The sequence below is a fragment of the Haladaptatus paucihalophilus DX253 genome, from assembly GCF_000376445.1.
Classification (GTDB): domain Archaea; phylum Halobacteriota; class Halobacteria; order Halobacteriales; family Haladaptataceae; genus Haladaptatus; species Haladaptatus paucihalophilus.
This window is the reverse complement of sequence record NZ_AQXI01000001.1, coordinates 2,028,034-2,053,253: the sequence shown is the minus strand read 5'-3', so window position 1 is coordinate 2,053,253 and position 25,220 is coordinate 2,028,034. Positions and strand designations below refer to the sequence as shown.

At 63.0% G+C, this 25,220-nt stretch carries 25 protein-coding genes; 13 read left to right on the top strand and 12 right to left on the bottom strand.

The window, feature by feature from the left end:
* Positions 1-17: 17 nt before the first annotated feature.
* Complete coding sequence (locus tag B208_RS0111520) at positions 18-965, bottom strand: transcriptional regulator (protein ID WP_026177817.1); 948 nt, start codon at positions 963-965, stop codon at positions 18-20.
* 145 nt (positions 966-1,110) lie between these two features.
* Here B208_RS0111520 and B208_RS0111515 point away from each other — a divergent pair, with 145 nt between their 5' ends.
* Both B208_RS0111515 and B208_RS0111510 read left to right on the top strand, forming a co-directional pair.
* On the top strand, positions 1,111-2,376 hold the full coding sequence (locus tag B208_RS0111515; protein WP_007982200.1) for a tRNA(Ile)(2)-agmatinylcytidine synthase: 1,266 nt from the start codon (positions 1,111-1,113) through the stop codon (positions 2,374-2,376).
* A gap of 175 nt (positions 2,377-2,551) precedes the next feature.
* Positions 2,552-2,740 carry a hypothetical protein gene (locus B208_RS0111510; protein ID WP_007982199.1) on the top strand — a complete coding sequence of 63 codons (189 nt, stop codon included), beginning with the start codon at positions 2,552-2,554 and terminating at the stop codon, positions 2,738-2,740.
* A 380-nt stretch (positions 2,741-3,120) separates the two neighbouring features.
* Here the strand turns inward: B208_RS0111510 and B208_RS0111505 are convergent, their stop codons facing one another.
* The 3 genes from B208_RS0111505 to B208_RS0111495 all read right to left on the bottom strand — a co-directional run bounded on the left by B208_RS0111505 (position 3,121) and on the right by B208_RS0111495 (position 5,647).
* A complete protein-coding gene (locus B208_RS0111505) occupies positions 3,121-3,330 on the bottom strand; it encodes a hypothetical protein (protein ID WP_007982198.1) in 210 nt (69 codons plus the stop codon).
* A gap of 258 nt (positions 3,331-3,588) precedes the next feature.
* Positions 3,589-4,683, bottom strand: coding sequence for a pyridoxal-phosphate dependent enzyme (locus B208_RS0111500; RefSeq protein ID WP_018128882.1), 1,095 nt, complete (start codon positions 4,681-4,683; stop codon positions 3,589-3,591).
* 7 nt (positions 4,684-4,690) lie between these two features.
* The gene (locus tag B208_RS0111495; RefSeq protein ID WP_007982196.1) at positions 4,691-5,647 is read right to left on the bottom strand and encodes a succinylglutamate desuccinylase/aspartoacylase family protein; all 957 of its coding nucleotides are present in this window, start codon (positions 5,645-5,647) and stop codon (positions 4,691-4,693) included.
* Positions 5,648-5,785: 138 nt separating this feature from the next.
* On the opposite strand from B208_RS0111495, the gene B208_RS0111490 reads away from it, so the two are divergent.
* Complete coding sequence (locus B208_RS0111490) at positions 5,786-6,175, top strand: RidA family protein (RefSeq protein ID WP_007982195.1); 390 nt, start codon at positions 5,786-5,788, stop codon at positions 6,173-6,175.
* 38 nt (positions 6,176-6,213) lie between these two features.
* Entirely contained in the window at positions 6,214-6,489 is a 276-nt protein-coding gene (locus tag B208_RS24370) for a DUF7536 family protein (protein WP_018128881.1), read from the top strand.
* A gap of 94 nt (positions 6,490-6,583) precedes the next feature.
* Here B208_RS24370 and B208_RS0111480 read toward each other — a convergent pair whose 3' ends face one another.
* Entirely contained in the window at positions 6,584-7,789 is a 1,206-nt protein-coding gene (locus tag B208_RS0111480; RefSeq protein ID WP_007982193.1) for a potassium channel family protein, read from the bottom strand.
* Positions 7,790-7,889: 100 nt separating this feature from the next.
* On the opposite strand from B208_RS0111480, the gene citZ reads away from it, so the two are divergent.
* Positions 7,890-9,029, top strand: coding sequence for a citrate synthase (gene citZ / locus B208_RS0111475; protein ID WP_007982192.1), 1,140 nt, complete (start codon positions 7,890-7,892; stop codon positions 9,027-9,029).
* A 53-nt stretch (positions 9,030-9,082) separates the two neighbouring features.
* On the opposite strand, the gene B208_RS0111470 is transcribed toward citZ, so the two are convergent.
* Together B208_RS0111470 and B208_RS0111465 are read right to left on the bottom strand one after the other, a co-directional pair.
* Positions 9,083-9,754, bottom strand: coding sequence for an alpha/beta hydrolase (locus tag B208_RS0111470; protein WP_007982191.1), 672 nt, complete (start codon positions 9,752-9,754; stop codon positions 9,083-9,085).
* 87 nt (positions 9,755-9,841) lie between these two features.
* Positions 9,842-11,152, bottom strand: a complete 1,311-nt coding sequence (locus B208_RS0111465) for an MATE family efflux transporter (protein WP_007982190.1) — start codon at positions 11,150-11,152, stop codon at positions 9,842-9,844.
* A 172-nt stretch (positions 11,153-11,324) separates the two neighbouring features.
* On the opposite strand from B208_RS0111465, the gene B208_RS0111460 reads away from it, so the two are divergent.
* Positions 11,325-11,720 carry a gamma-glutamylcyclotransferase family protein gene (locus tag B208_RS0111460; RefSeq protein ID WP_007982189.1) on the top strand — a complete coding sequence of 132 codons (396 nt, stop codon included), beginning with the start codon at positions 11,325-11,327 and terminating at the stop codon, positions 11,718-11,720.
* A gap of 235 nt (positions 11,721-11,955) precedes the next feature.
* Here B208_RS0111460 and B208_RS0111455 read toward each other — a convergent pair whose 3' ends face one another.
* Together B208_RS0111455 and B208_RS0111450 are read right to left on the bottom strand one after the other, a co-directional pair.
* Positions 11,956-13,362 (bottom strand): MATE family efflux transporter, encoded by a 1,407-nt coding sequence (locus B208_RS0111455; protein ID WP_026177816.1) that lies wholly within the window; start codon positions 13,360-13,362, stop codon positions 11,956-11,958.
* 94 nt (positions 13,363-13,456) lie between these two features.
* Positions 13,457-13,783, bottom strand: coding sequence for a DUF378 domain-containing protein (locus B208_RS0111450; RefSeq protein WP_007982185.1), 327 nt, complete (start codon positions 13,781-13,783; stop codon positions 13,457-13,459).
* A 177-nt stretch (positions 13,784-13,960) separates the two neighbouring features.
* On the opposite strand from B208_RS0111450, the gene lipA reads away from it, so the two are divergent.
* From lipA to B208_RS0111430, 4 genes are all read left to right on the top strand, one after another.
* Positions 13,961-14,899 carry a lipoyl synthase gene (gene lipA, locus B208_RS0111445; RefSeq protein WP_007982183.1) on the top strand — a complete coding sequence of 313 codons (939 nt, stop codon included), beginning with the start codon at positions 13,961-13,963 and terminating at the stop codon, positions 14,897-14,899.
* 424 nt (positions 14,900-15,323) lie between these two features.
* Positions 15,324-16,445 (top strand): pyruvate dehydrogenase (acetyl-transferring) E1 component subunit alpha, encoded by a 1,122-nt coding sequence (gene pdhA / locus B208_RS0111440; RefSeq protein ID WP_018128879.1) that lies wholly within the window; start codon positions 15,324-15,326, stop codon positions 16,443-16,445.
* A gap of 2 nt (positions 16,446-16,447) precedes the next feature.
* The gene (locus tag B208_RS0111435; protein ID WP_007982179.1) at positions 16,448-17,443 is read left to right on the top strand and encodes an alpha-ketoacid dehydrogenase subunit beta; all 996 of its coding nucleotides are present in this window, start codon (positions 16,448-16,450) and stop codon (positions 17,441-17,443) included.
* A 1-nt stretch (position 17,444) separates the two neighbouring features.
* Positions 17,445-18,968, top strand: a complete 1,524-nt coding sequence (locus tag B208_RS0111430) for a 2-oxo acid dehydrogenase subunit E2 (RefSeq protein ID WP_007982177.1) — start codon at positions 17,445-17,447, stop codon at positions 18,966-18,968.
* Between the two features lie 151 nt (positions 18,969-19,119).
* Here the strand turns inward: B208_RS0111430 and B208_RS0111425 are convergent, their stop codons facing one another.
* Positions 19,120-19,476 (bottom strand): hypothetical protein, encoded by a 357-nt coding sequence (locus tag B208_RS0111425; protein WP_007982175.1) that lies wholly within the window; start codon positions 19,474-19,476, stop codon positions 19,120-19,122.
* 142 nt (positions 19,477-19,618) lie between these two features.
* Between B208_RS0111425 and lpdA the strand changes: the two genes are divergently transcribed.
* The gene (gene lpdA, locus B208_RS0111420) at positions 19,619-21,043 is read left to right on the top strand and encodes a dihydrolipoyl dehydrogenase (RefSeq protein WP_007982173.1); all 1,425 of its coding nucleotides are present in this window, start codon (positions 19,619-19,621) and stop codon (positions 21,041-21,043) included.
* 102 nt (positions 21,044-21,145) lie between these two features.
* On the opposite strand, the gene B208_RS0111415 is transcribed toward lpdA, so the two are convergent.
* On the bottom strand, positions 21,146-22,069 hold the full coding sequence (locus B208_RS0111415; protein ID WP_007982171.1) for a twin-arginine translocation signal domain-containing protein: 924 nt from the start codon (positions 22,067-22,069) through the stop codon (positions 21,146-21,148).
* A 262-nt stretch (positions 22,070-22,331) separates the two neighbouring features.
* Positions 22,332-23,843: a DNA-directed DNA polymerase II small subunit gene (locus B208_RS0111410; protein WP_026177815.1), complete on the bottom strand. Its 1,512-nt coding sequence runs from the start codon at positions 23,841-23,843 to the stop codon at positions 22,332-22,334.
* Positions 23,844-23,926: 83 nt separating this feature from the next.
* On the opposite strand from B208_RS0111410, the gene B208_RS0111405 reads away from it, so the two are divergent.
* Entirely contained in the window at positions 23,927-24,718 is a 792-nt protein-coding gene (locus tag B208_RS0111405) for a S24/S26 family peptidase (RefSeq protein ID WP_007982166.1), read from the top strand.
* 42 nt (positions 24,719-24,760) lie between these two features.
* Entirely contained in the window at positions 24,761-24,976 is a 216-nt protein-coding gene (locus B208_RS0111400; protein ID WP_007982165.1) for a DUF7569 family protein, read from the top strand.
* The last annotated feature ends 244 nt before the right edge of the window (positions 24,977-25,220 follow it).

Genomic DNA, 25,220 nt, shown 5'->3' with positions numbered 1-25,220 from the left:
AAACCGGGGCGACGATTTCAGGCCTCGGCGCGTTCCCGAATCAGCTTTTGCAGTTCGTCCGCGTCGTCGATTCCTTCGATTTCTTCGCGTTCGACCAGCGCGGTTCCGTCAACCGTTTCGCGCCGCGCTTCGTCCACGAAGTACACGGAGCGGGTGCGAGCGACGCGGCTGATGGAACTCATGATTCGAGCGCGCTTCTCGGCGGTTCGGGTGAACGCCGAGTGACTCGTCAGGACGCGGTCCTCGCGGTCGTCCTCGCTGACCGTCCTGAACGGGGCGCGGTTCGTCGGATGGACGGTGAACCCGACGCGGGTGAGCGCGGAGAACATGTCCTTGTCGTCGGGTTCGGCTTCCGGTTCGTCCGGTTCGTCGGCGTCCGTCAACTCCTCGGCACCGTCGAACACCTCGACCGGACTCGTCAGCTCGCGGTCGAAGAGCGCTTCGAGTTCGACCGCCACCTCGACGCTGGCGTTCATGCCGCCCTCGTACTTCGAGACGGTGCGGCGGGAGACGCCGAGTTCGGACGCCAACTGCCCGAGACTCCAGCCTCGGTCTTGGCGCTCGTCGCGGAGGATGTCGCCGTCGATGTTGACGTACAGGCCGCCGGGCGCGGCGTACACGAGCGGCGGAACGCCCTCCACGAACAGATCGACCGCCGTATCCGGGCTGAACACGGGGACGCCGTGGCGGAAGTACACCACGCCGGTTTCGAGGTCCTGATTTCGCGTCCGGAGGCCGAGCACCAACGGCGTCGCGTCGAGATACGTGCCGAGACGCCGCATCTCGACACCAGTCTGGGCGTCGAACGCGTCGATATTGCCGAGGATCTTCAACAGCAGGAGGTCTGGTCCTCGTCGCGCTGCCACGTCGAAACTCTTTGGTCGGATAGCACACCGGTCGCTGACTACGAATCCAGCGTCCTCTAACATCGCAGTCACGTTTCCGACCAGTGCAGACCGGGACATGGTGGCAGGTAAGTGATTCCAGTATAAAGGCGTTTTGGCGCGCCACATCGGCGCTGTCTTGCGATTGTCAAAATTGCCGGCGATAGATTCATATACGTTAGATTTCTTCGAAAGCGGTTAGTTCGCCACGCCGTAACCACCGGACGTGACGGTTATCGGTCTCGACGACACCGACTCCCGAAACCGGGGCATGTGTACGACCTACCTCGCGGCGCGACTCGCTGAACGGATTCGAGACGCCGGGGGGACCGTGGAGCGACTGCTCCTCGTCCGACTCAACCCCGCCGTGAAACACAAGACGCGGGGCAACGCCGCGCTGGCGATTCACACCGATTTCGACGCCGACCGGGCGTTCGAACTCGCCCGCGAAGAGTTGTCCGCCGCCGAGACCGACGACCCGAGGACGAATCCCGGCCTCGTCGTCGCTCCCCACGTCCCCGACGAGGCACCCGACGAAATCGCCGACTTCGCGCGGCGCGCCGTTCGGGAACTGCTCTCCCGCGAGGAGGCCGAACGGCGAATCGAGGCCGCGGGCTATCGCCACGCGGGATGGAAGAACGGCCGCGGGAAAATCGGCGCGGTGGCGGCCGTCGGCGCGCACGCCGCCTTCTCCGAGTGGACCTACGAACACATCTCCTACCGCGAACCCGAGCGGTGGGGCACCCCCCGCGAGGTGAACTTCGACTCGGCCTTCGCCGCCGCCGATTCGGGCTACCCGGACGTGTGGGACACCGTTGACCGCGGCACCGGCGAGGCGGTCTGCGTCCCCCACACGCCCTGCCCTATCCTCCACGGGATTCGCGGCGACGATCCGGAGGCCGTCCGGCGCGTCTCGAAGGGCATCGACGGCGAACCCGTCGCCCGAACCGCGCTGTTCGTGACGAATCAGGGAACCGACGCCCACCTGCAGGACGCCGCCCTGCACGAGGTCGAAGACGACAGCGCCTACCGGGTGACGGGGACCGTCGCCTCGGACCCGGAGACGCGGCGCGGCGGCCACGTCTTCTTCGCCGTGACAGACGGCGAGACCGAACTCCCGTGTGCCGCCTTCGAACCCACGAAGCGCTTCCGCGACCACGTTCGAAACCTCCGCCCCGGCGACCGAATCACGGTCTGCGGCGAGGTGACGAAGGGAACCCTGAAACTGGAGAAATTCGCGGTGCGGTCGCTCGACGTGACGGAACTCGTGACGCCGAACTGCCCCGACTGCGGCCGCTCGATGAAGAGCGCGGGGGCCGGACAGGGCTACCGCTGTCGGCGGTGCGGAACCGACGCGGCGGGCAAAGTCGAGCGCGAACTCGACCGCAACCTCGAAATCGGGTGGTACGAAGTCCCGCCGGAAGCGCGCCGCCACATCGCAAAACCCCTCGTCCGGGGCGGTTTCGACGCCCCGACGCATCCGGAGCAGTGACCGGTTCGAGGCGGGGGATTTCCGCGACTTTTTCTGGCGGGTCGTTCGACCGCCGCAACCTCTCAAACCAATAGAATTAACTCACCAGCGTTTGATATGTCGAGCGAAGCAACAGGGTTTCGCCGAAAGGCAGGTGATAGGCCACCTACCCTGCTTGCTTCGAGGATATCGAAGCATGTCGAACAACGAACCTTCTTCGGAAAAGCGTATCGCCACCGAACAGACGCTCCTCCGACTCGGCGGGGTTTCCCCCGAAGACGTGAATCAGGAGCTATTGGTCGATATTCACGACCTGTTCGAGGACCACAACATTCCCATGCACAGCGTTTCGGTCGAACGCTGGCGCACCGGCTACATCTGTTAGCTGGATAGGGTGATTCGGGAATTTTTTCGAGCAGATTCGATACGGCGTGGTGTCGTTGTGAACGACTGAATCGTAACTGCTGCGACGTGGACCTCAAAAGCCCCCGCCTGTTCGCTACGAGTTGGTGGTTTTTCTGTGACTGCAACATGAGTTGGTGGTACTCCTGTGACTGCTACACGAGTTGATGGTGCTTCTGTGACTACAACTACAGACGTCAATGAAACCGCACCCGCACAGCACCGCACCACTCCCTCCCCAACCGATTCCGTTCCTCACTTCGTTGCGGTACTCATCCCTCGCGTGATAACCAATCAACCCCTCGGACGGGGCGTCCTCGGGGTTGTTGGTGCACGCGCCGGGAGAGTCGATTCAGCTTCACGCTACTGAATTTCCATCGTGGCGCGCGCTGGCGAGGCGACGCGGCCATGCTCGGCCGCGTCGTCTCGGAAAAACGTGCGAAGGATGAGGCTTGCGAGACGCGTCACGTCTCGCTGACCTGCGGCCGCGGCCCGCAGGTACCGGAGGCCGAAGGCCGAGAAACGCAATCGGTTGGGGAGGGTGTGGCTGATACGGTGCGGGTGCGGTTTCATTGACGTCTGTAATAGCAATCACAGAAAAACCAACAACTCGTGTTGCAGTCACAGCAAAACCAGCATCACCTCGTAGCGAGCGTGGCGGGGGCTTTCGGGGACTGCCTCGTAGCGAGTGCAATCACACCAAAACCAGAACCCGCTCGTAACAGGAGAATTCGAAAACAGTACGCCAGCGGTTACGACGTCACCGAAGTCACATTTCGACGTCACCAAATCGACAGTACGACATCACGAAAACCGCTATCCGGTCGCCAGTTACGCTTTCAGTCCGCTGCCCGTGAGCGGGACCACCACGTCGGCGTCGTCCGCCAAACTCCCCCGGTCGCGGTACGCCGTCAGACCGGCCGCGGCGACGGCGCTGGTCGGTTCGACGTAGAAGCCGGTTCGATGGAGTTTCTCCAGGGCCGCTTCCGTGGAACCCGCGTCCAGCGCGATGGCGTCGCCGTCCGTCGCGTCGATGGCCCTCACGATCTGGTCGCGGCGGGCGGGATGCGTTATCTGAATCCCGTCCGCGACGTCGTTGCGCGCGTCGGCGTGGCCGTCGGCGTGGATGCCGTCTGCGATGGGGGAGACGCCCGCGGCCTGCACGCCGAGGAGTCGCGGCATCGAGTCGGTCCACCCCGCGTCGAGCAGGGCGCGGAAGCCGCGGTACGCGCCGAGGAAGAGCGTTCCGTGCCCGAGCGGCGTCACGACGGCATCCGGGACGTTCCAGTCGCGTTGGGCGGCGAGTTCCAGCGCGAACGTCATCGTCCCCGCGAAGAAGGCCGGGTTCCAGGCGTGGCTGGCGTACCACCCGTCGCCGTTCTCGACGGCTTCGATGCACGCGTCGGTCACGTCCTGCCTGCTCCCCTCGATTCGGACCGGGGTCGCACCGGCACACTCGATGGCCTTTAGTTTCGAAGCCTTCGCGTCCGCCGGGACGTAGATTTCGGCGTCGATACCCGCCCGAGCGGCGTACTGGGCGATGGCCGCGCCCGCGTTGCCCGAGGAGTCTTCGAGCACCGTCTCGACGCCGAGTTCGGCGGCGCGCGAGAGGGTCGTCGTCGCGCCGCGGTCCTTGAAACTGCCCGATGGGAAGACGCAATCCAGCTTGAACTGGGCGTTCCAGTCGTCGGCATCGACGAGCGGCGTGAACCCCTCGCCGAGGGTCGCCACGCGCCGGACGGGGAGAAACTCCTCGAAGGCCCACAGGCCGTCCCGCGTGTCGATGTCGGTGAACTCGGGCGCGGGACCGTCGGGAAGCGGTTGCTCGGAGAAATCCAACGGATGGCCGCACTCACAGCGCCACGGCTCGTCCGCCCCGGCGGCGTATTCGTTCCCGCAAGCCGAACAGGAGAGGGTAGTAACCATGTGTTGGTCAGTAGCGGCTGACGTCGATGCCCACCGAACAGACGTATTCGCCAGTAGCGACTTGCGGCAGGCGACGCGAGCGCCAGAAGATGCCGTTGCGGTCGGCGGTGACTTCGGCTTTCAGTCTGCCGAACACGTCGGTGATGGTGAACAGCGTCTCGCCCGGCGACACGTCGTCGCCGAGGTCCTTCTGGAAGGTGACGAGACCGCCGCTCGGCGCACCGTAACGGTCGAACCCGGTCGCTCGCGTCTGGGTGTTCACCGTCACGTCCTCGTCGAGGAAGCCGTAGTAGCGCAGGACGTTGAACACGCCGTCGACGCCGTACTGGATGCTCTCTTCGTCCCAGCCGACACAGCCGCCGAGTTCCGGGTCGATGGTCGGGACCCCCTCGTCCGGCGCGGCGCGGGCGAGTTGTCCGTCCGGTCCCTTCTGGTCGAGGACGTAGCCGCAGTCGAACACCTTGGCGAGTTCGAGACACTCGTCGTGCAGTCGGTGGCGCGGGCCACAGCGGACGCGAGCCTCGTTTATCATCCGGCTGGTCGAACCCTGGTGCAGGTCGAGCACGAGGTCGGCGCGCATCGCGGCCTCGAAGGTCGCCGCCGCGATTCGCTCGCTCGACGTTCCCGACTCGTTGCCGGGGTACGTCCGGTTCATCTTCGTGTCGTCGATGGGATTCCTGTGTTCCGCCACCTGAAAACCGTGGTAGTTGACGAGACCGGTGATGAGAATCGTTCCCGAGAGTTCCTCGGGGTCGAGTTGCGGGACGACTCGGTTGACGACACCGAGTCCGTTGAGTTCGTCGCCGTCGCTGACGGCCTGGATATAGAGCGTCTTTCCGTCGTCCGCGCCGTTGATAACGGCAACCGGGAGGCCGAACTGGCTCCCGTCGCGAGTTTCACCGACCGGGAGGCGGCCCGTGTCCATCTCCCCAGGGGCCGCGCTCGCCGTTCCGAGCGTTGTCATTACCGAAACACCGTCGCCGAAAACCCTTAGCAGTTCGGTATTCCTGTTGCCAGGTTCGGCACAGCACGTCGTTTCCGGGTGAAAATCGGTCGGCGATGCGAACGGACGATTTTTGATTGGAGGACGGCTGTCCTCTCCATGAACCGAGAAAAGATATCGCGCGGAACCGAGTGGGAAGGACGCGTCGGCTACTCGCGTGCGGTTCGCGTTGGAAACGAAGTCCGGGTCTCCGGGACCACCGCCACCGACGACGATGGGACCATCGTCGGCGAGGGAGACGCGTATCGCCAGACGAAACGGACGCTCGAAAACGTCGAATCCGCGCTCGACGAAGCGGGGGCGAGCCTCGACGACGTGGTTCGAACGCGCATGTACGTCACCGACATCGAGAACTGGGAACCGGTCGGCGAGGCGCACGCCGAATTCTTCGGCGACGTGCGACCCGCCACCAGCATGGTGGAGGTCAGCAGGCTCATCGACTCCGAGATGCTGGTCGAAATCGAAGCCGACGCCATCGTCACGGCGTGACCGACGCACCTTTTATTCGGCCGTTCCAACCACCGAGCGTGCAAGAAGAGATTCCCGAACGCCCGCCGACATCGAACCTCATCGAGGCGCTGAACGTCCGCCGAAACGCCGCGTTCGGCTTCACGATGAGCATCGTGTTCACCGCGCTCGTCTACGTCTATCGAGTCGTCCTCGTCGGGCACGTCAGGGGACAGGCGGGAACGCCGACCGCGTATCTCGCGCTCGGATTCGTGCTGGCGTTCACGCTCGGCGCGCTGTTGACGGCGGCGTTGACGCTCGTTTCGGCGCGGCGGCTCGCGCGCGACCTCGACTGACCGACTTCGGCCCGCTGACCCACCTCACACGCCGCGCGCCACACCACCCACGTCACGCTATCCGCGCCGCGCCATCCGCACCACGCCGCGCGCCTCACTCTATCCGTTCCCCACCGGACAGTTCGGTGAGCCGTTCTGCACCCAATCGCGTTCCCTTCGCCAACAGCACGTCGCCCGCGTGAACCTCGGTTTCCGGGCCGGGCGAAATCACCCAGTCGTCCGGCGGCCGCCGAACCGCGATGACGCGCATTCCCGTCTCGGTTTCGACCTGTTCCTCGCCGAGCGTCGTGTCGTCGAACGCGCTCCCGTGCGCGACGGTGACGCGAACGATGACCTCGTCGCTCTCCTGTACCGCGTGTTCGACCACCGGATGGGTTCCGAGTCCGCGGAGAACGCCCTCACTGATTTCGACGGCGGCGTCGCTGATGACCTCCGTGCTGTTGGCGAGGTGGACGAGTCCGCGCAAGGAAACGGGGTCGTCCGCGTGCGCCGCCGCCTGCAACGTCCACGCCTCGAAGCGCGACTGAAGCGCGTCCACTTCGGCTTCGAGTTCCACCACCTCTTCGGCCACGTCCGTGCTGTCGAACAGGACGCTCCCGTAGGCCAAATCGACCGCGAGTTCGCTCATGTTCTTCATCAGAACGATGGAATCGACCGCGCGTTCGAGGTCGGTGTCGTCCGCCTCCGGGGGTTCGGGTGGTCGGTACTCCCGACCGGTCGCCTCCTCGTACACGTCGGCGATGCCCTCCTCCGGCCCGCGCAACAGGAGTCGGTCGTCCACCCGGAGGTCGGTGTCGCGGTGGGGGTTCAGAATCCAGTCGCCGCCGCGATGGATGGCGATGACGCGAACTCCGGTCTCGGTTTCGAGATTCAACGCGCCGAGCGTCCCCCCGGCGAGCGGCGACGACTCCGCTATCGTGGCGTGGACGAGCGTCTCTATCGCCTCGGGAAGCGTCGCGCGCATCGCCTGCGGAAGGCCGATGTCCTCCAAGACGACCTTGGCGATGTCGCCCGCCGCGTCGGCGATTTTCTCGGCCGCGCCGACGACGCCGAGGACGGGCGCGAGTTCTTCCGCATCCTCCGGGCTTCTGGCGGCCATGAGCAGGCTCATTCTGGCCTGCATCTGGAGCACGTCCATCTTCCCTTCGAGGGCGATTACCTCCTCGGCGATGTCGTCGCTGCCGTGGAGGACGGCCGAGTACGAGAGGTCGATGAGCAGTTCCGCGGTGTCTTTCATCTCCGCCAAGACCTCCTTCACGCTCCGAGGTTCGTACTCGACGTCGCCGCTCGCGGGTTCCATACGCCGACGTTGGTCACTCTCGCGTAAAAACGTTCGCGGGTCGTTGGGGAACGACCACGAAAGATAATCCTTTTGCGGCTACCCCGTGAATCGTCCGAACATGGCAGACGAGGTTAAAAAAGGCTTAGAGGGCGTTGTAGTCGCGGAGTCGGCACTGAGCCACATCGATGGCGACGAGGGAAAACTCATCTATCGCGGATACACGATAGAAGACCTCGCTCGTGGCGCGAGTTACGAGGAAGTGTTGTACCTCCTCTGGCACGGTGAGCTGCCGAATCGTGACGAACTCGAGGCCTTCAGCGACTCCATGACGGAGGAGCGCGAGGTGGACGATGGCGTCATGGACACCGTGCGCGAACTCGCCGAATCCGATTCCGAACCGATGGCGGCGCTCCGCACCGCCGTCTCCATGCTGGCGACGTACGACCCCGACGACTCCGACACCGACCCCTCGGACCGCGAGGCGAACCTCCGAAAGGGTCGCCGCATCACCGCGAAGATTCCGACCATCCTCGCGGCGTTCACACGCATTCGGAACGGCGACGAACCCGTCGAACCGCGAGCTGACCTCGGTCACGCCGCCAACTTCCTCTACATGCTCAACGACGAGGAACCGGACGACGTGCTCGCGGACGTGTTCGACCAAGCGCTCGTGCTCCACGCGGACCACGGCCTGAACGCCTCGACGTTCTCGGCGATGGTCACGTCGAGCACCCTCGCCGACCTGCACGGCGCAGTGACGAGTGCTATCGGCACGCTCTCCGGGTCGCTGCACGGCGGCGCGAACGCCAACGTCATGCGGATGCTGAAAGAAGTGGACGACAGCGACCAGGACCCCGTGGAGTGGGTGCAGAACGCGCTCGACGAGGGGCGACGCGTCGCTGGCTTCGGCCACCGCGTCTACAACGTGAAGGACCCGCGGGCGAAAATCCTCAGCGAACAGAGCGAGGAACTCGGCGAGGCCGCGGGCGACACGAAGTGGTACGAGATGTCCGTCTCCATCGAGAACTACATGAAAGAGGAGAAGGGTCTCGCACCCAACGTGGACTTCTACTCCGCCTCGACCTACTACCAGATGGGAATCCCCATCGACATCTACACGCCCATCTTCGCGCTCTCGCGCGTCGGCGGTTGGATAGCGCACGTGCTCGAACAGTACGACGACAACCGCCTCATCCGCCCGCGCGCCAAGTACATCGGCGACGAGGACGTCGAGTTCGTCCCCATCGACGAGCGATAAGAGGATTCGCGTTCGATTTTCGATTCCAATCTTCGATTTTCGTTTTCAAGCGATTACTCCGACAGGAGGTCGTCCACCATTCCATCGACGTGTGCGATTTCTTCCTGCACGACCCCGTGGGCCATCCCCTCGAATATCCGTTCGGTGACCGAGCCGTCCAGTTCCGTCAGGACCGCCTCCGTCTCGTGGACGCGTTCGACGGGGATGTGCGGGTCGCGGTTGCCACACCCGAGGTACACCGGCGTTCCGTCGAGCGACCCCTCGTACTCGCGCGGCGTTCCCTCGGGACCGATGAGACCGCCGCTGAACGCCGCGACGCCGCCGTATTTTTGGGCGTTCCGCGCGACGAATTCGGTCGTCAGACACGCACCCTGTGAGAAGCCGAGCAGGAAAACGCGTTCCGGCGGGATACCGACCGATTCGAGGTCGGAGACGAGCGTTTCGAGGAGCGAGAGCGCGGACGAGAGGTACGGTTGGTTCGCATCGAGCGGCGCGAGAAACGACTGCGGGTACCACGTGTTTCGCGCCGCCTGTGGCGCGAGGAAGGCGACTTCCTCGCGTCGAAACTCGTCGGCGAGGTCGAGGATGCTCTGTGCGGTCGCACCGCGGCCGTGCACCAACACCATGGCCGCCGACGCCTCGTCCGGCGACGCGCCGGACGTGACGATGGGTTGTCCCGCGTGCGGGCCGTCGATGTCGCTCGTCTCGAAGTTCGAGTCGGTCATAACCGAGGAATGGGTCCCGTGTTGCCTACCACTTTCTCTCGCGGGGGAACTCTCCGGCTTTCGGCGCGGGAGGAAATCCCGAAATAGCTAGGTGCCGTCCGAACTCCCCCGCTCCTCCATCATCGCCGCGGCGCGGGTCGCCCAGTTGCCGCGATAGAATCCCATGCCGACGACGGCCAGCGCCCACACGTAGTAGAGGATGATTCCGGCGTACACGCCGACGATGCCGTACTGGAAGTGAACGCCGACAACCCACGAAAAGCCGACCATGAACACGAACATTCCCGACGTTCGGGCGATGAAGGGCGTCTTGGTGTCGCTTCCGCCCTGCAGCGCACCGGCGAGAACGACGAAGGAGACGAGGAACGGCGCGGCGAGCCCGTACACCCGGGCGAAATCTGCGGCGTAACGGAGCGTCGCCGGGTCCGAGGTGAAGATGCGCGCCAAGGGTTCGGCGGCGAGAAAGAGGACGACGCCGATGCCGCCGACTGTCAGGAGACCGAGCGCAGTCGTTGCCCACCCCTCGAACCGGGCGCGGTCCGGGTCGCCGTCACCGAGCGCCTGCCCGACGACGACGCTGGAGGCGACGCTGTACCCCCGCGAGAGCGGACCCGTCACCTGTTGGTACACCCGTCGGCCGATCTGGAACGCCGCGTTCACGTCGGTGCCGAAGGAGAGCAGAATCGCGTTGAACGGGAACTCCGCGGCGGTCGCCGCGAATCCCTCGCCGATTCGCGGGGCGCTGACGGCGAGCAACTGCTTCGTGATGGTTCGATTCCGGGGCCGCGTGAACGACGTTCGCGTCACGCCGAACGCGATAGCCAGCACGAGCACGACCGCGGTGAACAGGTTTCCGACCGCGGTGGCCACGCCGACGCCGACGATTCGCAACTCCGGGAACGGGCCGAGACCGAGCCCCAATCCGACCGTCCCGCCGATGTTGAGCACGTTGGAGACCACGTTGACGTACATCGGCGTTCGCGTGTCCCCCGTCCCCTGCAAGGAGCGAGCGGCCACCAGCGAGACGTGGCGAGCGGGCGCGGTGAGAAAGATGACGGTGAGATACGAGCCGCCCATCCGCGCGACGTTTTCGGGTGCGCCGAGCAGCGCGATTGCGGGTTCGGCGACCAGCAGACCGAAGAGGACGAACGGAACGCCGGAAACCGCACCGACGAGGATGGCTTGCGTCACCGCCTCGTCGCGGTTGGCCGTCGCACCGCCGCCCGTGTCCTGACTGGAGAGGGCAATCGCGCCGCCGCCGAGTCCGAGTCCGATTCGGAGCGGCAACCGCGCGTAGAGGTCCGCGAGACCGATCGCCGCGACGGCGGCGGGCGAAAACAGCCCGGTGACGATGATGTCGGTCGTCCGCATCATCGTTCGGAGCACCTGCTCGGCCATGACGGGCCACGAAAGCCCGAGGACCCGCCGCCAAACGGCGACGAACCGCGAACGTCCTGTCACGCGACGGAATCGTTTCCGACGGGGTTTGGCTGTATCGGAACGGGCAACCGACGCGCCGGACGTCCCCACCCGGTAGGGCTAACTGGCCGTCGTTCGTGTGGCAGGTCACATGCTGGTGTTCGTCTACGGTACCCTGACCGACCCTGAGCGCGTCGCGTCCGTCGTCGAGACGTTCGAATTCGTCGGCGACGCGACGCTCGTCGGATTGCATCGCGTCGATGGCCGCTATCCGACGCTCGCACCGGGCGGCCACACCGAAGGCAGGTTGCTCGAAACACCCGATATGGGCGCACTCGACTCGTACGAAGGCGTCGAACGGGGGCTCTACAGCAGAGTCCCGATTCCCGGGGACGGCACCTCCGAGGACGAAATCGCAGTGTACGTCGGCGACCCGACCAAACTCGACGCGACGGAATCGATTTCGTGGCCCGGAGACGGACCGCTCGAAAGTCGAATATACCAATATATTGAAAATGGCATGGTTCGGGTTAGAACGAACGATTAATTTATGTATGACATCCGTCTGACCTCGAACGTCTGCCTTCCGTCTGACACCGGTTCTACCCTCCCGCTTGCTATCGATTTTACTTTCACTCCGCCCCCCGTGCGCTTAAGTAGTACGGCGCGCTGGTTCAAAACGCGGTCACACGCTCCGCGCTCCCATTCTTTCCCCCTTTTGCAATATGAGTGATAACAATAGAGGGTAGTCGAACGAGTATCGAAACGAGTACCGGAACGGATCAGTCGTCAACGGAACTGTTGGCGCTCCGCGACGCGCGCCGGGTCATTCCGTCGCTCACTTGGAAGTAGTAGTAGATACCGAAACCGACGGCAGCCACGCAGTTCGAAAGGGTAACAGCCCAGAAGACGGCGTGAACGTCGTATCCGAGCCACAACACACCGACAGCTGCGATTGGGAGTCGAATTCCCCAATATTTCACCATATCCGCGACCATCGTCGTCTTGGTCCGGCTTGCACCGTTGAACCCGGCACCGAGGAGGTACATCACTCCGATTCCCCAGTAACCGTAGGCGAGGATGCGGAGATAATCGACCGTGAGGTCGTACGTAGCCTGCGAAACATTAGGAACGAATAGGTTCGTCAACATGCCGGGAATAAACCACTGAATGACGCCGATGACCGAGAGACCGACTGCCGCGATGGCGACGCCGACCCACGTCGTCCTACTCGCTCGCATCGGATTTTCGGCACCGATGTTCTGCCCGATGACGCTCTGTGCGGCGCTTTGAAGGCCGCTCGCGGGAATGAAAGCGATGCTGGCGACGCTCGCACCGATGGTGTACGCGGAGACGGCAGCAGGGCCGCCAGCGGCCGTCACGACGGCGATAATGAGGACGCGGACGGATTGTGCAGCAGCGCGCTGGCCGAACATCGGAAAGCCGATGTCGAACAGTTCACGGAAATCGCTCAGCCGGAACGTCATCGCCTCCCGCGTGAGGGTAAAGCCGTCCCGACCGCGAATCATCATTCCGAGGCCGAACAGGGACGAACAACCGTACCCGAGTATCGTAGCGAGGGCGGCACCCGCGATGCCGAACCCTTCGAATCCGGGGATACCAAGTCCGAAGATGAGAATCGGGTCGAGAACGATGTTGATACCGACCGCCACGACGTTGATGTAGAGGGCGGCACGCGAGTCACCCCAACCAACGAATCCCATCTCGATTGCATCGCCCATTCCCAAGATGGGAAAGCCGAGTGAGTAGGTAACCAGATAGGTGACGGCGGCAGACGCGACGGCGGATTCGGCACCGAACAGCGCGATGATATCCCGCCCGAAAACAAAGACGAGAACGGTCATCGTTATCCCGAGCGCGAACGCGAGCGACATCCCATGAAACACCGCTCGTCGAGCACGAGATAACTCGTCCGCGCCGACGCGCTGAGAGACGAGAACTTGTGTTCCGGTCACGGTAATCATGAAAACCGAGAAGATGAGCGACGTTAGGGGGATATTGACACCGACTGCGGCAACCGCGGTTTCACCGAGTCGACCGAGCCAGAAGATATCGACGATTTGTTGGGCGACTTGTACGAGATTTTGGGCGACGAGCGGTACAGCGAGAAGGACGAGAGCACGCACTAACGACCCGTTAGTGATTTCGTCCCGTGAGACATCGAGCATGGTTTTTGCCGTTACATGCGTTATAAAATCGTGATAGTATTTATAGATATGGCAATGAAGATGTGAGAAACAAGAACACGGAGATGAGAAGGAATCACTCGGTCCGTCGCGGTTCCGTCTGTTGTGCCGCCTGCTGTCGTGTCTGTCGGCTCGCACGACCGATTTTGTAACTGGTGTAGATGAAGTACAGTCCCGCCAGACCGACGAGAACGTAGATGAGGTCCGTGACTACTTGTGCGACGTTGGGGAGGAACAGGAGTCCCGCCACCTGCCGGACGACGTTGACTCGCCCGCCGGTCAGGTCGGTGATGCCGAGAATCCCCCAGTTGAGCGCACCGATGATGATGAGAAGCATGCTGAACCAGTCCAGTCCGTTCGTCCGAATGCCGTCGGACGACTCCGTGTTACGATTCGTAGCCATGGGACGGAACTAGGGAAACCACCCGTATTGTTATTTGCCAGTTGTACACGGACCGGCGCGAGTATTCGACCGTTTCCATCCCGAAACGGAAATTATGGACGAACGTGGAGCGGAACCGGACGGAGCACTTCGGACAATACCCTATCCTTTTGTCGTGGCGGGCCGAAAGCGTCGGTAATGAGTGGGCGGCGCAAACCCGACTGGTTGAAGATGCGACCCCCGTCGGGACAGGAGTTTACGGGTATCAAGCAGACGCTCCGAGAGCACGACCTCAATACGGTTTGTGAGGAGGCCAACTGTCCGAACCTCGGAGAGTGCTGGAGCGGGAGAGGTGACGACGGCGGCGGGACGGCCACCTTCATGCTGATGGGACACAAGTGTACGCGAAGCTGTGGCTTTTGCGACGTCGATACCGGCGGCGGCGAACCGCTCGACCCCGACGAACCGGTGAACGTGGCCAGCGCCATCGCCGAAATCGGCCTCGACTACGTGGTGCTCACGTCGGTTGACCGCGACGACCTCGAAGGACAGGGTGCCGAACACTTCGCGCAGACGATTCGGGAGATAAAGAAGCGCCACCCCGGAATTCTCGTGGAAGTATTGATTCCCGACTTCCAAGGCGACGAAACGCTCGTTCGGAAGATAATCGACGCGGACCCGGACGTCATCGCGCACAACGTCGAGACGGTCGAACGCCTCCAAGGGCACGTCCGCGACCCGCGAGCGGGCTACGAACAGAGCCTCGGCGTTCTCGAGCAGGTCACGCGCGAATCGGACATCTACACGAAGACGAGCCTGATGTTGGGCCTCGGCGAGTACGACCACGAGGTGTATCAGGCGCTTTCGGACCTCCGGGAGACGGACGTGGACATCGTGACGCTCGGCCAGTATCTCCAGCCGTCGCGGATGCACCTCGACGTCGAGGAGTACGTCCACCCGGCGAAATACCGAACGTGGCAGGAAGTCGCCGAAGAGGAACTGGGATTCCTCTACTGTGCGAGCGGGCCGATGGTTCGGTCGTCGTACAAGGCGGGCGAGCTGTTCGTCGATGCCATCCTCCGGGATGGGAAGACGGTCGAGCAAGCGAGACGCGAGGCGCGACGCGCCTCGGTCTGAGCGAACGGCGAAGCCGTGAGCCACGAGGCCCGGAGGGTCTCCGTATAGTGATCAGGGAGGGACGACCCGCGAGCCGCGACCCGCGAGCCGTGAGGCGTCGCGCGCGACACGCTTCGTCATAGCAAACAGGGGGTACGAGCCGCGAGAAGGGAAATTCGGCGGATTTTCTGTTTGAACGAACGGTGAAATGAGCTGAATGATGTACAACTCTGTCCGAACATATATACAATAGAATTACCGGTAAATTTCGACAGTAACCGATACGTCCATCATTCAACTGCTATTCGGCGAATAACTTTACATTGGAAAGTTATATTCGGTTTTGGATGACGATTCTGTGAAAATCGTGTGAGAGACAATTCCTATGGGAAGTTAATTACGAAAACCCTATAATGCGCGCGAGAGTTTTTTCGTGTATGTCAGGATGGGTTCGATCGTGAGCATCGTACACCAAGACCCCCAGGACCGAGTACAGATACTGGATGAAGACGGGACGGTGCTGGACGGAATGGAAGTGCCGGACCTCTCCGACGAGGAACTGGTGGACATGTACCGCCAGATGCGTCTCGCCCGCCACTTCGACGAGCGAGCGGTGAGCCTCAACCGGCAGGGACGGATGGGGACCTACCCGCCGCTCTCCGGGCAGGAAGGCGCACAAATCGGAAGCGTCTACGCGCTCTCCGACGACGATTGGATGTTCCCGAGCTACCGCGAACACGGTGCGGCACTCGTCCGCGGTCTCTCGCTCAAACGGACCATGCTCTACTGGATGGGCCACGAGGCAGGGAACGACATCCCGGACGACTCGAACATCTTCACCGTCGCGGTCCCCATCGCGACCCAGATTCCGCACGCGACCGGCGCGGCGTGGGCGTCGAAGCTCAAGGGCGAGGACAAGGCGTTCCTCTGCTACTTCGGCGACGGTGCGACGAGCGAGGGCGACTTCCACGAAGGGCTGAACTTCGCGGGCGTCTTCGACACGCCGTCCGTCTTCTTCTGTAACAACAACCAGTGGGCTATTTCGGTGCCGCGCGAGCGCCAGACGGCCAGCGCCACCATCGCCCAGAAGGCACAGGCCTACGGCTTCGAAGGCGTGCAGGTCGATGGGATGGACCCCCTCGCCGTGTATCAGGTGACGAAGGAAGCCGTCGAGAAGGCGAAAGACCCCGCGGAGGACGAGCAGCGTCCGACGCTCATCGAGGCGGTCCAGTACCGCTTCGGTGCACACACCACCGCCGACGACCCGACCGTCTACCGCGACGACGACAAGGTCGCAGAGTGGAAACAGAAGGACCCCATCCCGCGGATGGAGAAGTTCCTCCTGAATACGGGCCGACTGGACGAAGAGGACGTGGAGGAAATCGGCGAAGAGGTCAAAGAGGCCGTCGCCGACGCGATCGATGCCGCCGAGGCCGTCGAACGACCAGACGCCAAGGAAATATTCAACAATGTGTACGCGGAAATGCCGTCACGGCTCCGCGAACAGATGGAATCGTTCGAGCACCTCCGCGAGCAGTACGGTGACGAAACGCTTCTAGAGGAGTAACTATGAGTCAGGCAACTACCGAATCGGAAAATCTCACGCTCGTGCAGGCAGTCCGTGACGGACTGTACACTGAAATGAAACAGGACGAGGACGTCGTCGTGATGGGCGAGGACGTCGGCAAGAACGGTGGCGTGTTCCGCGCCACGGAAGGACTCTACGAGGAGTTCGGCGACGACCGCGTCATCGACACGCCACTCGCGGAGTCGGGCATCATCGGAACTGCCATCGGGATGGCCGCCTACGGACTGAAGCCGGTCCCCGAGATGCAGTTCTCCGGGTTCATGTACCCGGCGTTCGACCAAATCGTCTCGCACGCCGCGCGTCTCCGAACCCGCTCGCGCGGCCGTTTCACCTGCCCGATGGTCGTCCGTGCGCCGTACGGCGGCGGCATCCGAGCACCGGAACACCACTCCGAGTCGATGGAGGCGTTCTACTCCCACCAGCCCGGTCTGAAGGTCGTCATGCCGAGCACGCCCTACGACACGAAGGGCCTGCTCACCTCGGCCATCCGCGACCCGGACCCGGTCATCTTCCTCGAACCGAAACTCATCTACCGCGCGTTCCGTGACGAAGTTCCGACGGAATCCTACGAGGTTCCGTTGGGCGAGGCCGCGGTGCGCCGCGAGGGGACGGACATCTCCGTGTTCACGTGGGGTGCGATGACGCGACCGACGATGGAAGCCGCCGAGGAACTGGCGGACGAAATCGACGTGGAAGTCGTGGACCTCCGCACCGTCTCGCCGCTCGACACGGACACCATCATCGAGTCGTTCAAGAAGACCGGCCGCGCGGCGGTCGTCCACGAGGCGCCCAAGACGGGCGGCCTCGCCGGAGAAATCGCGGCGACGATTCAGGAGGAGGCGCTCCTCTACCAGGAGGCACCCGTCGAGCGAATCACCGGATTCGACACGCCGTTCCCGCTGTACAGCCTCGAAGACTACTACCTGCCCGAGCCGACCCGCATCAAAGAGGGCATCCGCGACGCGGTGAACTTCTAACATGGTACGCGAATTCAAGCTACCCGACGTCGGCGAAGGCGTCGCCGAGGGTGAACTCGTCAGCTGGCAGGTCGAGGAAGGCGACACCGTCACCGAAGACCAGGCGGTCGCGGAGGTCGAGACGGACAAGGCAATCGTCGAGATTCCCTCGCCGGTCAACGGAACCGTCCGCGAACTACTCGCCGAGGAGGGCGAAGTCGTCCCGGTCGGCAACGTGCTCCTCACGTTCAACGTGGAAGGTGAGGAAGCGGAACCCGAGGAGGAGGCGACCGAGAGCGCCGAAGCCTCGACGGATTCGCAAGAAGCGGCCGCCGAGGAATCGAGCACGTCCGCGGACGCGGAGGAAACCGAGACGCCCGAGGGTCGCGTCTTCGCGGCACCGAGCGCTCGCCGACTCGCGCGCGAACTCGGCGTGGACATCGCGTCCGTCGAGGGCACCGGCCCGAGCGGTCGCGTGAGCGAACACGACGTTCGCGCGGCGGCCGAGAGCGCGACGGAATCGGAAGCCGAGGAGGAATCCGAAGCCGTCGAAAGCGAACCCGCGGACTCCGGACCGGCGACCGAAACCGGAACGGCGGGCGGGACTGGCGCAACCACCGCGGCCGCCCCGGCACAGGTCGAATCGGCCGACCGCGAGCGGACGCTGGCCGCACCCGCGACGCGCCGTCTCGCCGACGAGCAGGGCATCGACATCAACGCCGTGCCGTCCACCGAAGAGCGCGACGGACAGGCGTTCGTCACGCCCGAAGCGGTTCGTGAGTACGCCGAGGCACAGCAGCAGGCGCAGGCCGCCGACGCCGCCGCGGTTGCGACCGGCGAAACCGGCCCGCGCGAGGAGCGCATTCCGTATCGCGGCATTCGACGCACCATCGGCAAGCAGATGCAGAAGTCGAAGTTCACCGCGCCCCACGTCACCCACCACGATTCCATCGACGTGACGGAACTGGTCGAGACGCGCGCCGAACTCAAGGAAATCGCCGAGGAGCGCGGCATCAAGCTGACCTACATGCCGTTCGTGCTGAAGGCCATCGTGGCCGCGCTGAAGGACTACCCGTACCTCAACAGCGCGCTGGACGAGGAGAACGACGAAATCGTCGTCAAGAACTACTACAACATCGGCATCGCGGTGGCGACCGACGACGGCCTGATGGTTCCCGTCCTGAAGGACGTGGACAAGAAGGACATGCTCCAGATATCCTCGGAGATGAACGAACTGGTCGAGAAGGCCCGCGACCGCACCATCTCGCGCGAGGAGATGCAGGGCGGCACGTTCACCATCACGAACTTCGGTGCCATCGGCGGCGAGTACGCGACGCCCATCATCAACCACCCCGAGGTCGGTATCCTCGGTCTGGGCGAGCTGAAGAAGCGGCCGGTCGTCGTGGACGACGAAGTGGAAGCGCGCTACACGCTCCCGATTTCGATGTCCATCGACCACCGCATCATCGACGGTGCGGTCGTGGCGTCGTTCGCCAACCAACTGCTCGAATACCTGCACAACCCGCGACTGCTCCTGCTGGAGTAGTCCGACGCGTCGCAGGGTGACTTTTTTCGCGTCGAAACTATCGAATTCGAACAGGAGTCTCTCCCCACAACCAGTCGGTAAGCCACGTCGCGGCACCGATGAGGGCTAGTAGAAACCGGATGAACCCGATGATGTTCACATCGGAGACGGGCTACAACGAGGGGTCCCTGCCGTGTTCGAACGCGATTCCGGAGACGAAGCCGAACCCTGCTAGTCCGTACCCGAGCACCGCCACGCCGAAGTTCGGCGACGGAGCGACGCCGTTCAACAGACTCAGACACCCGAACGTCATAACCCCGGCGAACGCGCCGGTGACCCATTTCGGACCGTCTTTGCTCCGGAGAATCGGCCAATATCGAAGTGCGACCGCCGTCCCGACGCCGTACACGAGTGCGATTCCGAGAAGGAGCTGAAGGGATTCGCCGGTCGGGGATTCGAAGAACGCGATGCCAGCAGTGACGACGCTCGCGACGAGGAGGCCGGTGGCGTACCGCGAAAGACGGTTCATGGTTCTAACAGATGTGGTCGAAGGATAATGGTTTCCACGCACTGTCAGACTGAGTTTGAAATCGTGGCAGTTGTTGACAATCGTCTACTTGTCAGGGCGTAATCCACCTGATTTTTTACCCGGTAGCTACTCTAGTCGCCCAATGGTCGTCGGAGATATCTCGACTGGAACTGAGGTGCTGGTTATCGGCGCGGGACCGGGCGGTTACGTCGCCGCCATCCGCGCGGGGCAACTTGGACTCGACGTAACGCTCGTGGAAAAGGACGCCTACGGCGGCACCTGCCTGAACTACGGCTGCATCCCGTCGAAGGCGATGATTACGGCGTCGGATTTGGCCTACGACGCCAGTCACGCCGAGGACATGGGCATCTACACGAAACTCGACGTGAACTACGGCGAGATGGTCGAGTGGAAGGACGGCGTGGTGTCGCAACTGACCGGCGGCGTCGAAAAGCTCTGTAAGGCCAACGGCGTCACGCTGATGGAAGGCCGCGCGGAGTTCGCGGACGAGAACTCGGTTCGCGTCGTCCACGAGGGCGAGGGACAGGGTTCGGAGACGGTCGAATTCGAACAGGCCATCATCTCGACCGGAAGCCGACCCATCGAAATTCCCGGCTTCGAGTTCGACGGCGAACACGTCCTCGACTCGCGGCAGGCACTCGCCATGGAGGACGTCCCGGAGAGCATCGTCATCGTCGGTGCGGGCTACATCGGCATGGAGTTGGCGGGCGTCTTCGCCAAACTCGGCTCCGACGTGACCGTCGTCGAGATGCTCGATTCGGTGCTCCCGGCCTACGAGGACGACCTCGCGCGACCGGTCAAGAAGAAGGCCGACGAACTCGGCATCGACTTCCACTTCGGACAGGCCGCGAAGGAGTGGGAGGAGTCCGGCGACGGCATCACCGTCATGACCGAGGACGAGGACGGCGAGGTCTCGGAGTTCGGTGCCGAGAAAGTCCTCGTGGCGGTCGGTCGCCAACCCGTCACGGACACGCTCAACCTCGAAGACGCAGGCATCGAAACCGACGAGATGGGCTTCATCGAGACGGACGACCGTGCGCGGACCGAGAAGGACCACATCTACGCCATCGGTGACGTCGCGGGCGAACCGATGCTGGCCCACAAGGCGAGCAAGGAAGGACAGGTCGCCGCGGAGGTCATCGCCGGGGAACCCTCGGCGCTCGACTATCAGGCCATGCCCGCCGCGGTCTTCACCGACCCCGAAATCGGCACCGTGGGTCTGACCGAGGACGAAGCTGAAGAACAGGGCTTCGAACCCGTCGTGGGTCGATTCCCGTTCCAAGCGAGCGGCCGTGCACTCACGACGGGCCACGCCGAGGGCTTCGTCCGCATCGTCGCCGACGAACCGAGCGGGTTCGTCCTCGGCGCACAGATCGTCGGCCCCGAGGCCTCGGAACTCGTCGCCGAACTCGGTCTGGCCATCGAGATGGGCGCGACGCTGGAAGACGTGGCCGCCACGGTTCACACCCATCCGACGCTCTCGGAGGCCGTGATGGAGTGTGCTGAAAACGCGCTCGGCCACGCGATTCACACGCTGAACCGGTAACGTAAGCGAGGTCCTACTTTTTCGTCGATATCGGCACGTAAGCGCTCGGAAACGAGGATAGGTTCCGGGGGAAGGTTGCGATGAGGAATTCGTGAGCCGACGTTAGCAGCCGTCCGAAAGCGTGATTTCCGCGTCGTCCACGACGGCCTTTCCGTCCATCGTGTACGGGCCGTCCGTCTCCCCCTCGGACGTGAGGAAGTCGTAGGACCCGTTGTCGTCGCTGTCGAAGTGCGGCATGGCGATGAGCGTGGCGTCTCCCTCCAGCATCGACATCTCGTAGTCGCCGCCGGAGACGCCCTCGTACAGCGAAATCTCGATGTCCTCGTGGGTTCCCGCGTCGAGCGCGCCGGAGACGCCGATAACGCTGTCGAACACTTTGCCGTCGAGGAGGCTCGCGTCGTGGATGGTGACGAAGCCGCCGTCCGAGAGGGTCGCCCTGTTGACCCAGACGCTCTCGCCGTCGGACTTCTGGTCGCGGAAGCAGACGTCCGCGGTCGGTTTCGAGTCCATCCCGATGGAGACCATCGCGTCGTCCACGACGGCTTCCCCGTCCGCCGTGTACGGGCCGTCCGTTTGTCCGTCGGAAGAGACGAATTCGTACTCCTCGTTGCCGTTCGAGTCCACGTGAGGCATGGCGATGAGCGTGGCATCCTCCTCGAGCATCTTCGAGTCGAACTCCGTTCCCTTCACGTCGAACAGTTCGACATCGACGGTTTCGTGTGTGCCCGCATCGAGCGCGTCGGAGACGCCGATGACGCTCTCCAGCGCCTTCCCGTCGAGGAGGCGGTCGTCGTGGATGGCGATAAAACCGCCTTTCGGGAGCGTCGCCGACGCGACGCTGACCGACGTGCCGCCCGTGGTCTGGTCGTCGAACGTGACCGACGCCGACGACTGCATCGCAATCGCGGTGCTACTGAGCGCGAGGGCCGATCCCGTTACAGCGGCACCCGCGAGAAACCGCCGACGGGAAGTCGAGTTCGAATCGCCCGGTTGGGTCGTATCGTCCGAGAGGTCTGGTACAGTCATGATAACCGACGATAGCTATTTCCGAATGTGAACGGAAGTACATTTTCGCAAATCTCACCCAAATTCATCTATATTCTACCAATCCACCGATGGCAGTTTGAGAACGCATCTGTAAGTGCGGAATCGGATTTCGGTGTTTGAAATTCGAGGCACGGCAATTTCAACCGACGAGCCACGTTCGGTTCGAAGTTTTTGGCGAGGTACTCTGGAAATCAACCCCACCATTTCGACTGGAAAACGGATAGCAGGAGCCGACTTCAACTCAGACGAACTTTCGAACGGTCACGTCGAGCGTGTCCAAATCGACGATGGGGGCGAATCCGGAGTCGGGGTCGATGTTCACGCTCTTCTGGAAATCCGTCTGGGCCTGCCAACAGCCGGAGTTCATGGCGAGGACGTTGTGGTACTTGCCGAAACCGAGTTTGTGAACGTGGCCGGTGTGGAAGATGTCGGGCACCTCGTCGATGACGAGGTAGTCTTTCTCCTCCGGCGCGACGCGGGTGTGGCCCCCGTACTGCGGCGCGACGTGGCGTTTTTTGAGGAGTTGATACATCGCCTTGTGCGGTTCCTCGTAACTCGCCTTCTCCGCGGGCAGTTCGGCGATAACTTCGTCCAGCGAAACGCCGTGGTACATCAGCACCGAGACCCCCTCAATCGTCACCGTGGAGGGGTTGCTCGTGATCTTCGCGTCGTGGACGTCCATGATGGAGCGGAGTTCGTCGTCGAATCCCGGTTGCGGTTCGGCGAGTCGAACCGCGTCGTGGTTGCCGGGAATCATGACGATCTCCAAGTCGCCCGGCACCTCCTTCAGGTACTCCGAGAACTCCTCGTACTGCTCGAAGATGTCGATGATGTCGAGTTCCTCGTCCTGATTCGGGTAGATACCGACGCCCTCGACCATATCGCCGCAGATGAGGAGGTATTCGACGTGTTCGGCCTCCTCCGTGTGAAGCCAGTTGGCGAACCGATGCCACGCGTCGGCCATGAACTCCTGACTGCCGACGTGCACGTCGCTGATGAGCGCGGCCTGCACGTGGCGGTCGGCGGTCGACGGTCGGTAGGTCCGTGGCACGTCGGGGAAGTGAAGCGAGTCCACGAACAGGATGCCTGCGTCGTCGGAGAGCGTTCCCTCGACGGCGATGGTTTCGTCCAACAGGAGCTCGTCAACGACGCTGGCGAACTCTCGGTCCTTCATAATGAGACACGGGAAGGTCCCGTTCGTGTCTTCGAGTTCGACGAGCCAGTGCCCGCTCGCCGTGGAGCGAATGTCGCTTATCATGCCGACGATGGCGGCGTCGCTTCCGCCGGGCATGCTGGCGACGGCGTTCGTCGGACGGGTGTTCACCCGGCCACGAAGTTTGCCCGAAAGGCGCTGGAACCGATCGCGGAACACCGTGACGAAATCGTCGTATTCGCCGGTCCCAGTGCTCGCGCCGGTCATGTCGTTGAGGATGTCCACCGATTGTTCGGTGGGACTTCGTGACACAGACCCCTTCGTTTCAACTGGAGATGAAGTCGCGTCTGCTGTCGATTTCGCGGCAGAAACTCCACCTGAAGCGGAGGGGTCACGCGCCCCGTCCGAGGAATCATTGAGAACCGTTCGCACGTGTTCGACGGAGAGTTTCAGGGCGTCCTCGGGGGCGGATTCGACTGCACGTTCGAGCGCCGTTCCGGGGTCAGGGGCGGACGCGAGGAGCGTCACGGCCTCGCGGTCGGCGTTGTACCCGCGACTCGTGAGTTCTCTGACGATTCGAGCCGGGGTTTCGAGTGGCACATCTCTTCAGAGACGCGGATAGGCAAAAAGGCTAGCGAACCAACCCAGAAGGTTGACAACGCGGGGAAGATTACGTAACCGTAATGAGTCCCCCAGACGAGTCGTCGTCGGACGGTATACGGGACACCGGACCCGATGGCTCCGGTCCGGTCGCGTGGATTCGTTGGTTCCGACACACCGACAACGGGACAGTCGTGTTCGTCCGTGAGATGCTGGAGAGCGCCGCCGTCGTCGTCGCAATCGGTCTCATCCTCTTCGCCGTCAGCGGCGTGTGGCCACCGATGGTGGCCGTCGAGAGCGGGAGCATGCAACCCCAGATGTATCGAGGCGACCTCATCTTCATCATGGACCAGCACCGCTTCCCGCCGGACGCCGCCCACGGCGACACCGGCGTCGTCACCTATCAGGAGGGAAAGGACACCGGCTACAAGAAGTTCAACGATTACGGTGACGTGGTAATCTACCTGCGCTACGGGAGGAGCGACGAAACGCCCGTCATCCACCGTGCTCGCTTCTGGGTAGACGAGGGAGAGAACTGGTACGACAAAGCGAACAAGGATTACATCCTCGGTGCGGAAAACTGCCAGGAGCTACCCAACTGCCCCGCACCGCACGCCGGATTCATCACCAAGGGCGACAACAACGGCGAGTACGACCAAGTGGTCCGTATCAGCGACCCCGTGAAACCGGAGTGGATTCGCGGCACCGCCGAGTTGAAGATACCGTGGCTTGGCCACGTCCGCCTGTTCTTCTCCAAGGCGGCCGTCATCGGTCCGACCGTCACGCAACAGGACGGAACCAGCTATTCGGCCGTCCCGCCGGTACAACAGACACACCCGACAGCGGACACGTCCCGATCCGCGGCCACCGTCTGATTTCCGCGTCGTTTTATGTATTTTGCGTCACATTGAGCCTTCATGAGTGACGAGAGCGACCCCGACCCTTGTGATGACTGTCAGGAACCGGTACAGAACGCGCTGGCCCGGACGATTCGATTGACCGTGGACCGCTCACAGATAGACAGCCAGCGACTCTGCCCGGAGTGTTTCGCCGATTGGATAGACCGATACGACAGCGAGATGAAACCGACCGCCGACGCCGAGAGCACGAGTTCCGAAATCATCGTCGATTGAACCCCCTTCTTTCGAGTAGAAAACGGGACACGGAAGCGGAAGACCCGCCGCTCGACCCGCTACCGAAACCGTCCCCTGAAACGGTATGGAGCCGTCAGTAGCCGAACCGAGACGGCAGACAAAACTCGGTCGCGTTCGATGGCCCAAGGTGACATAGTTCGGATACGAAACCGCTCACCAACCCCTTCGTTTCCAGTGAAAAATCGGCCACAGGCGGCGGAATTTCGGACGAACCGACCCCGGA

Excerpts from the sequence above, each read along its gene's own strand:
- B208_RS0111520 (WP_026177817.1), bottom strand. The coding sequence starts at position 965 with ATGTCCCGGTCTGCACTGGTCGGAAACGTGACTGCGATGTTAGAGGAC.
- B208_RS0111510 (WP_007982199.1), top strand. The coding sequence starts at position 2,552 with ATGTCGAACAACGAACCTTCTTCGGAAAAGCGTATCGCCACCGAACAG.
- B208_RS0111505 (WP_007982198.1), bottom strand. The coding sequence starts at position 3,330 with ATGAAACCGCACCCGCACCGTATCAGCCACACCCTCCCCAACCGATTG.
- B208_RS0111500 (WP_018128882.1), bottom strand. The coding sequence starts at position 4,683 with ATGGTTACTACCCTCTCCTGTTCGGCTTGCGGGAACGAATACGCCGCC.
- B208_RS0111495 (WP_007982196.1), bottom strand. The coding sequence starts at position 5,647 with ATGACAACGCTCGGAACGGCGAGCGCGGCCCCTGGGGAGATGGACACG.
- B208_RS0111490 (WP_007982195.1), top strand. The coding sequence starts at position 5,786 with ATGAACCGAGAAAAGATATCGCGCGGAACCGAGTGGGAAGGACGCGTC.
- B208_RS0111480 (WP_007982193.1), bottom strand. The coding sequence starts at position 7,789 with ATGGAACCCGCGAGCGGCGACGTCGAGTACGAACCTCGGAGCGTGAAG.
- citZ (WP_007982192.1), top strand. The coding sequence starts at position 7,890 with ATGGCAGACGAGGTTAAAAAAGGCTTAGAGGGCGTTGTAGTCGCGGAG.
- B208_RS0111470 (WP_007982191.1), bottom strand. The coding sequence starts at position 9,754 with ATGACCGACTCGAACTTCGAGACGAGCGACATCGACGGCCCGCACGCG.
- B208_RS0111465 (WP_007982190.1), bottom strand. The coding sequence starts at position 11,152 with ATGGCCGAGCAGGTGCTCCGAACGATGATGCGGACGACCGACATCATC.
- B208_RS0111460 (WP_007982189.1), top strand. The coding sequence starts at position 11,325 with ATGCTGGTGTTCGTCTACGGTACCCTGACCGACCCTGAGCGCGTCGCG.
- B208_RS0111455 (WP_026177816.1), bottom strand. The coding sequence starts at position 13,362 with ATGCTCGATGTCTCACGGGACGAAATCACTAACGGGTCGTTAGTGCGT.
- B208_RS0111450 (WP_007982185.1), bottom strand. The coding sequence starts at position 13,783 with ATGGCTACGAATCGTAACACGGAGTCGTCCGACGGCATTCGGACGAAC.
- lipA (WP_007982183.1), top strand. The coding sequence starts at position 13,961 with ATGAGTGGGCGGCGCAAACCCGACTGGTTGAAGATGCGACCCCCGTCG.
- pdhA (WP_018128879.1), top strand. The coding sequence starts at position 15,324 with ATGGGTTCGATCGTGAGCATCGTACACCAAGACCCCCAGGACCGAGTA.
- B208_RS0111435 (WP_007982179.1), top strand. The coding sequence starts at position 16,448 with ATGAGTCAGGCAACTACCGAATCGGAAAATCTCACGCTCGTGCAGGCA.
- B208_RS0111430 (WP_007982177.1), top strand. The coding sequence starts at position 17,445 with ATGGTACGCGAATTCAAGCTACCCGACGTCGGCGAAGGCGTCGCCGAG.
- B208_RS0111425 (WP_007982175.1), bottom strand. The coding sequence starts at position 19,476 with ATGAACCGTCTTTCGCGGTACGCCACCGGCCTCCTCGTCGCGAGCGTC.
- lpdA (WP_007982173.1), top strand. The coding sequence starts at position 19,619 with ATGGTCGTCGGAGATATCTCGACTGGAACTGAGGTGCTGGTTATCGGC.
- B208_RS0111415 (WP_007982171.1), bottom strand. The coding sequence starts at position 22,069 with ATGACTGTACCAGACCTCTCGGACGATACGACCCAACCGGGCGATTCG.
- B208_RS0111405 (WP_007982166.1), top strand. The coding sequence starts at position 23,927 with ATGAGTCCCCCAGACGAGTCGTCGTCGGACGGTATACGGGACACCGGA.
- B208_RS0111400 (WP_007982165.1), top strand. The coding sequence starts at position 24,761 with ATGAGTGACGAGAGCGACCCCGACCCTTGTGATGACTGTCAGGAACCG.